The organism is Arcticibacterium sp. (genome assembly GCF_055134445.1).
In genome coordinates, this window is the sequence record NZ_JBSRVI010000020.1 from 1 (window position 1) to 6,694 (window position 6,694).

Sequence of the window (6,694 nt, forward strand, 5' to 3'; positions counted from 1 at the left end):
GGTCTAGGAAGCGTTGGTGATGACACAGAGCAAGCTGAAACGCCTATCACCTGGTTTACTTTCAAACAAAAGTATTTCACCACTGGTTTAGTGAGCAAAAATGAGGCCTTCGAAAATTTAAGTTTGACCCTTCTTACGCCAAAAAATGACACTGTAATCGTAAAAGATGCTACCGTTTCTGCCCAAATCCCATATAGCGGATTGACCTCAGGTAAAGGAAATTTCACCTTCTATTTCGGACCAAACACGATTAAAGATCTTAAGCCAATTTCTGAAGGATTCACCAAGAACCTTTATTTGGGCTATGACATTGTAAAACCTATTAATAGGTTCGTTTTTGTACCTCTTTTTAACTGGTTAGAGCAGTTCTTCTCTAATTACGGTTTCCTTATTATTGTAGTGGTTCTTATCATCAAATTTGCTTTAACACCATTACTTTATAAATCTTATACCAGTTCGGCTAAAATGAAGATCTTAGCTCCTGAGATAGCAGAAATTAAAGAGCGAGTTGGTGATGACACCGTTAAAGTTCAACAAGAAACCATGAAGCTTTATCAGCAGGTAGGCGTTAGTCCGCTTAGTGGCTGTATACCTATGCTGCTTCAGATGCCTATATTAATGTCTGTCTTCTTCCTTTTTCCAAACATGGAAATGTTCCGTCAGAAAGGATTCTTATGGGCAAATGACCTTTCTACTTATGATGCACCTATTAGCTGGGCTACCAGTTTGCCGATTATAGGAAATCACTTGAGTCTTTTTGTTGTGTTAATGACCATCTCCAGTTTGGCATTTACTTATTACAATAATCAGATTACGCCAGAGCAGCCAGGACCCATAGATATGAAAAAGATATCTTACGTCTTCCCATTGGTTTTCTTCTTTGTTTTGAACAGTTTCCCTGCAGCTTTGAGTTTCTACTATTTAGTTTCTAACTTAGTAACTATTGGTCAGCAGCTTACTGTTAAGAGGTTTATAGATGAAGATAAAATCAGAGCGGTATTACTAGAAAACAAAAAGAATTACGCTACGAAGCCTAAAAAGAAAAACAAATTTGCGGACTATATGCAAAAGCAACTTCAAGCTCAGGAAGAAGCTAATAAACAAAAAGCCCAAGATTTGAAGCAGCGTAAGAATAAAAACAAATAATAAAAGGTGTTCTGTGCGTTGATTAGTACAGAACATCTTTGTTTTTTTACTATAGAACCCCAAAAGACATATGCGTTATTTCGTAATAGGATTTATATTCTTGGCTCATTTGGCTTCCGCACAACGGTCTGACCAAGAGTACCTTTTAGATTATAAGGCGGCTGTTCAACTATACGCCGAAGAAGACTTTAAGGGTGTTTTACAGAAGCTAACGCCCCTTTCTTCTCCCAGCTATGATAATGCGGTGGTTCCTTATGTCCTCTATTATTTTTCTCTGGCCTCTTTAAAGGAGAATAAAGCCTACCAGGCTAGGGCTTCGTTGAGAGATTTATTTACCAGATACCCTGATTGGTCGAAAATAGATGAGGTTTATTACCTATATGCCTACGCCAACTTTAAAGATAAATACTATGAAGAAGGGCTTTCTTTCCTCAATAGAATAAACGCTAAGGAACTAGAAGAAGATGTACAAGGCTTACTGGAAACAGACATCCCAAAAATCGAAAACATTCTACTTCTTAAGGAGCTAAATCAAAAATTCCCGAATGAAAGGGTCATTGCGGAGACACTGGTAAAAAGGATACAAAGCAGAAAATATAATACCAAAACGGATTTAGAGCTATCTGATAAACTCACAGACCTTTTTGAGATTTTACCAGAAGAGGGCAGCCGCTCCACAAATGGTCAAGTTAATTATGAAAGAAGCTATGACGACAAAACTATAGACATAGGAGTTTTACTGCCTTTTGAACTAGAAGACATCAATATAAAAGATGCTACAGGCGAAAACAGGTTCGTTTACGACATGTATATGGGCATGAAGATGGCCACAGAAAAACTTGCCAAAGAAAAAATCCCCGTAAAGCTTTACGGATTTGATGTTATTAAGACCCCAGAAAGTCTTCAGAAGTATTTGAATGATAAAAATTTCAAGATGATCGACTTGTTTTTTGGTCCACTTTACGGCAGACCAAATAAACTTGCTGAGGAATTTGCCGACAAGAATAAAATCTTCCAAGTTCATCCTATTTCTAATAGCAGAAGCCTCATAGTCGACTCGGATTCAAGATTTCTGGTACAAGCATCCAATGAAACTCAAGCGGAAGAATGCTTAAACTACGTAGAATCTTTAGGAAGACAAAAGACGGTTAGTATCTATCACGATGGTTCCAGAAAAGATTCTATTCTGGCTCACATCTACGGTATTACAGCCAAGAAAAGAGGTTATAAAATAATCGAGGAAAAAAGGTTTGACGACCAGTCTTCCATTATTAATAAGAAGAATGTAGGTCACGTTTTTATGACGGGTGATTCTAAATTTGGTCCTAAGATGATAAGAGCTCTGAGTCAAAACAAATTAGACTCCACGGTTATAGCAACAGACGCCTGTTTTAATATGGAATCTGTCTCTAGAAGCCTGTTATCCAAAAACCTATATATCATCTATCCACAATTTATCAATCCAGAAAAAAGTTCTGTCCATGATTTCAATATGGCTTATATCGAAAGAATGAAGATGATTCCTTCTTACTATGCCTATTTAGGCTATGACATGATGTTATTTTATGCCAGAATGTTAAAAGATGGAAAAGAAATATTCCGTTTAAACCTCAATGAGAGCCCTCAAATGGATGACCTTCTTCTTTCTGGTTTCAATTATTCAAACAAGAGTTTTGAAAACAAACTGGTTCCAATTGTAAAATATAACCACGGAAGATTCGAATTAGTAAATATCAATGACTGAAAAAAGTAACCAGCTTTTCGCTGAAGCACAAAAATATATCCCTGGAGGTGTAAATTCTCCTGTAAGAGCATTTAAAGCTGTAGGTGGAAATCCAATATTTATGGATAGAGCCGAAGGTGCCTATTTATATGATGTTGATGGCAATCAATACATTGATCTTATCAACTCTTGGGGGCCAATGCTGCTAGGGCATGCTTTTAAGCCCGTTGAAGAGAAAGTGCAGCAAGTTCTAAAAAATTCATTCTCGTTTGGAGCACCTACTTCTTTGGAAGTAGAAATGGCTAAAACCATTTCGGAACTCGTGCCTTCTATTGATAAGGTAAGAATGGTTAACTCTGGCACAGAAGCTACCATGTCTGCCATAAGAGTGGCTAGAGGGTTTACGGGAAGAGATAAGTTTATAAAATTTGAAGGCTGTTACCATGGTCATGGTGATTCCTTTTTAATAGCGGCCGGAAGTGGTGCCATAACCATGGGCGAACCAAACAGCCCTGGTGTAACGGTGGGTACAGCCAAAGACACCTTACTAGCACCTTATAACGATTTAGAAGCCGTTAAAACTTTAGTGGCTGCCAATAAAGGCGAGATTGCTGCGATTATCTTAGAACCCGTAGTAGGAAATATGGGCTGCGTACTTCCCGCAGAAGGTTTCTTAGAAGGCTTGAGAAAAATTTGTGACGAAGAAAAAATAATTTTGATTTTTGACGAAGTCATGACAGGCTTTAGGCTTGCCATAGGCGGGGCACAAGAAAGGTTTGGCGTAATTCCTGATATGACTACCCTAGGTAAAATTATAGGAGCAGGAATGCCAGTAGGTGCTTATGGTGGGAAAACAGAATTGATGGATTATGTAAGTCCGGCAGGGCCTGTCTACCAAGCAGGAACACTTTCTGGAAATCCTATAGCCATGTCTGCTGGTTTGACCATGCTACGTCACTTAAGAGATAATCCTGAGGTTTATGAACAAATAGAGCAGACTACTTCGGAGATAGTTCATGGAATAAAAAAAGACTTAAACGACCTTGGTCTACCTTTCACTATGAATCAGGTGGGCTCTATGTATAGCTTATTCTTTACTGCTGAAAAAGTGGTTAATTTTGAAACTGCTCTGACCTCAGACACGGTAGCTTTTGGTAATTATTTTAGAAATATGTTACAGCAAGGTATCTATTTGGCACCTTCTCAGTTTGAGACGATGTTTATATCTGCGGCACTAAGCACAAAGGATATAAAGGATATTCTAACAGCCAACAGAAAAAGCTTAGAGAAAATAGCTTAGAAATATACGAGCTATCTTCCTTTAGAATATCTGAACGAAAACATTTGGTCTGTAGTTTTAGGTAAAGACTCTAAAAAGCGAAATCTTGCAAGAAGAAAAAGTAAGCGGAAAAATTTTTGATAAGGCTGTTTTAAAAAGGCTTTTCACATTCATAAACCCTTATAAAGGTCGGTTTATAATGTTAGTGGTGTTCATATTATTAGGAGCTGTTATGTCTCCTATTATGCCATTATTGATAAAATACACCATTGACGGGCCCATTACAAGTGGCAGCTATTCTGAGCTGACTAAAATGCTCATGATAATGATTGGGCTATTGTTTACATCCTCTTTACTCTCTTTTTTCAATACCTATTTAGCGGGATGGCTAGGTCAGCATATTATTAGAGATATTAGAATAGAGCTTTATGACAAAATCCTTAGCCTTAAGCTCAGGTTTTTTGATGAAACACCTATTGGAAGACTGGTAACCAGAACCATTTCAGATATTGAGACACTTTCAAATGTCTTTAGTTCCGGATTTGCGGCTATCGCTGGGGATATTCTTCAACTCATCCTAATCATGGCGGTCATGTTTTATACAGACTGGCGTTTATCGCTTATAAGCTTAAGCACCATTCCGCTCATGCTTATTAGCACCTATATCTTTAAAGAGAAGGTAAAAAAGTCTTTCAACCAAGTCAGAAATGCCGTTTCTAATTTAAACAGCTTCATGCAAGAGCAGATTACAGGCATGAGTCTGGTGCAAGTTTTCAATTCAGAAAAAATATCATTTTCAAAGTTTTTAGACATCAACGAGAAACACAGAGACGCCAACATCAGGTCTGTACTTTATTACTCGGTATATTATCCGGTGGTAGAAGTCATTTCTGCTCTTGGTGTGGGCTTGGTGGTTTGGTATGGTGCCAAAGAGATTTTGAATCCCGCAGCCGATGTTACTTTCGGTACTATTACGGCCTTTATTATGTTTATCAATCAATTCTTCAGACCTATTAGAATGATAGCGGACAGGGTGAATACGCTTCAGATGGGAATTGTGAGTACAGATAGAATATTGAAAGTTTTAGATAGTGACGAATTTATGCAAAATAATGGCACTATCACCACGCCGATTGAAGGAGAGGTCAGCTTTGAGAAGGTTTGGTTTGCTTATAAGGATGATAATTATGTTTTAAAGGATATTTCCTTTCATGTTAAAAAAGGAGAAACGGTGGCGTTTGTTGGTGCCACAGGAGCAGGAAAGAGTTCTATTGTTAACTTATTAACGCGTTTTTATGAAATCAATAAAGGGGATATAAAAATTGATGGTATAAATGTAAAGGAATACGAGCTATCACATCTTCGAAGACAAATTGGTATGGTGCTTCAAGATGTTTTCTTATTCTCTGATACCATTAGAAACAACATTACGCTCGGAGATGATAGTATTTCTGACCAACAAATTATAGAAGCGGCAAAAATGGTGGGTGTGCATCAATTCATTATGCAGCTACCAGGGAACTATGATTATAATGTGATGGAGCGTGGGGCTACCCTATCTGTAGGTCAAAGACAGCTCATCTCTTTTGTAAGGGCCATGGTTCAAAACCCAAATATTATAGTTTTAGATGAAGCTACATCTTCGATTGACACAGAATCTGAAGAGCTTATTCAGAAGGCCATTGAAAAACTGATGAAGGGAAGAACCGCTGTAGTTATTGCCCACAGATTAAGCACCATTCAAAAAGCAAATAAGATTGTGGTGGTAGATAAGGGGAAAATAGTGGAAATAGGTTCCCATGATGAGCTTTTGAAAAAACAAGGAGCATATGCTAACCTTTACGAAATGCAATACGCGGCCGCTTTGACTTAAAAATCTTTTTCCCAACAAAATGTATCTTGAAAGTCAAGATTAAGCCCTTTTCTTTTCTTTTCAACAAAAAATTTGGCTTAAACACAAATTTGGCACGGGCATTCAAGCAGTAAGAGATTAAATCTTCTTTTTTTGAAAATATTAGCTATTTAGCTTTTAAATCGAGGATTAATCATTAAAAAAGTCGAATAATAACAAACGTATAAGGTATTTGGCATAGAATTTGGGATTGGGTAGGTAAATAAATGCCCCTTATCATGATCAAGCAAAAATCTATTACTGCCTTAACCATACTTATTCTATTTTTATCCTCTACGCTCATTCATGCCACTGGTCCAGATAAAACAGCGGCTCAGGGATTTACAGCAGGATACTCTTTTAAGGATGGCCTTTCTAAAATTCAGATAAACGGTCAGTTTGGATTCCTGAATAAGGAAGGAAACATTATCATATCATGCGATTACGACAATGCTTCTGATTTCGAAAACGGCTTTTCTATATTAAGAAAAGGTAAAAACTACGGTTTTATTTCTACTTCAGGGAAATTATTAACTCCTATTCAATATGAAGCACTTGAAGCTTTTCAAGGAAACAGAGCCCTTTTCAAAAAAGATGGCAAATATGGTTACCTAGATAAGAACGGAAATGAAGTAATATCTAACACGTTTGAATC

At 37.3% G+C, this 6,694-nt stretch carries 5 protein-coding genes; all 5 read left to right on the forward strand.

Features of this window, described 5'->3' with window-relative positions; all coding sequences use genetic code 11:
* Nucleotides 1-1,146 (forward strand): membrane protein insertase YidC (gene yidC, locus ACTBZY_RS02815; protein ID WP_463044810.1); only part of this gene is annotated, 1,146 nt, incomplete at its 5' end.
* A 70-nt stretch (nt 1,147-1,216) separates the two neighbouring features.
* Entirely contained in the window at nt 1,217-2,890 is a 1,674-nt protein-coding gene (locus tag ACTBZY_RS02820) for an ABC transporter substrate-binding protein (RefSeq protein WP_463044811.1), read from the forward strand.
* Nucleotides 2,883-4,169 (forward strand): glutamate-1-semialdehyde 2,1-aminomutase, encoded by a 1,287-nt coding sequence (hemL, locus tag ACTBZY_RS02825; RefSeq protein WP_463044812.1) that lies wholly within the window; start codon nt 2,883-2,885, stop codon nt 4,167-4,169. The genes ACTBZY_RS02820 and hemL overlap by 8 nt, the downstream gene beginning before the upstream one ends.
* 85 nt (nt 4,170-4,254) lie before the next feature.
* Nucleotides 4,255-6,021 carry an ABC transporter ATP-binding protein gene (locus ACTBZY_RS02830; RefSeq protein WP_463044813.1) on the forward strand — a complete coding sequence of 589 codons (1,767 nt, stop codon included), beginning with the start codon at nt 4,255-4,257 and terminating at the stop codon, nt 6,019-6,021.
* Between the two features lie 257 nt (nt 6,022-6,278).
* Nucleotides 6,279-6,694, forward strand: a 416-nt coding sequence (locus ACTBZY_RS02835; RefSeq protein ID WP_463044814.1) for a WG repeat-containing protein, incomplete at its 3' end; no start/stop codon positions are given.

Excerpts from the sequence above, each read along its gene's own strand:
- hemL (WP_463044812.1), top strand. The coding sequence starts at position 2,883 with ATGACTGAAAAAAGTAACCAGCTTTTCGCTGAAGCACAAAAATATATC.
- ACTBZY_RS02820 (WP_463044811.1), top strand. The coding sequence starts at position 1,217 with ATGCGTTATTTCGTAATAGGATTTATATTCTTGGCTCATTTGGCTTCC.